Origin of the sequence: Streptococcus danieliae (genome assembly GCF_013415245.1) — a bacterium.
GTDB classification, from domain to species: domain Bacteria; phylum Bacillota; class Bacilli; order Lactobacillales; family Streptococcaceae; genus Streptococcus; species Streptococcus danieliae_A.
In genome coordinates this window covers 1-654 of record NZ_JACBXX010000243.1, presented here as the reverse complement: position 1 = coordinate 654, position 654 = coordinate 1, and the positions used below count along the sequence as shown (strand labels likewise).

Genomic DNA, 654 nt, shown 5'->3' with positions numbered 1-654 from the left:
GGAAGTAGTTGGGGGTTGCCCCCTGTGAGATATGGTAGTCGCTTAGCTAAAGGGGAGTTTAGCTCAGCTGGGAGAGCATCTGCCTTACAAGCAGAGGGTCAGCGGTTCGATCCCGTTAACTCCCATTTAAGCGGGTGTAGTTTAGTGGTAAAACTACAGCCTTCCAAGCTGTTGTCGCGAGTTCGATTCTCGTCACCCGCTTTGAACGAAAGTTCAATTACCATTTCCAAGTTTTAGACTTGGGCGCGTAGCTCAGGTGGTTAGAGCGCACGCCTGATAAGCGTGAGGTCGGTGGTTCGAGTCCACTCGTGCCCATTATAATATGGTCCGTTGGTCAAGGGGTTAAGACACCGCCTTTTCACGGCGGTAACACGGGTTCGAATCCCGTACGGACTATTTATATTTAGGAGGATTACCCAAGTCTGGCTGAAGGGAACGGTCTTGAAAACCGTCAGGCGTGTAAAAGCGTGCGTGGGTTCGAATCCCACATCCTCCTTATTTGTTAATAGCGCGGGATGGAGCAGCTAGGTAGCTCGTCGGGCTCATAACCCGAAGGTCGTAGGTTCAAATCCTGCTCCCGCAATTTGGCTCGGTAGCTCAGTTGGTAGAGCAATGGATTGAAGCTCCATGTGTCGGCGGTTCGATTCCGTCTCG

At 51.7% G+C, this 654-nt stretch carries 6 tRNA genes; all 6 read left to right on the top strand.

Annotated elements, in window-relative coordinates:
• The first annotated feature begins 52 nt into the window (after nucleotides 1–52).
• Nucleotides 53–125 (top strand) — tRNA-Val (locus HZY94_RS09950).
• A gap of 5 nt (nucleotides 126–130) precedes the next feature.
• Nucleotides 131–201 (top strand) — tRNA-Gly (locus tag HZY94_RS09945).
• A gap of 40 nt (nucleotides 202–241) precedes the next feature.
• A tRNA-Ile gene (locus HZY94_RS09940) sits at nucleotides 242–315 on the top strand.
• 9 nt (nucleotides 316–324) lie between these two features.
• A tRNA-Glu gene (locus HZY94_RS09935) sits at nucleotides 325–396 on the top strand.
• A 10-nt stretch (nucleotides 397–406) separates the two neighbouring features.
• Nucleotides 407–496 (top strand) — tRNA-Ser (locus HZY94_RS09930).
• 13 nt (nucleotides 497–509) lie between these two features.
• Nucleotides 510–583, top strand: a tRNA-Met gene (locus tag HZY94_RS09925).
• The last annotated feature ends 71 nt before the right edge of the window (nucleotides 584–654 follow it).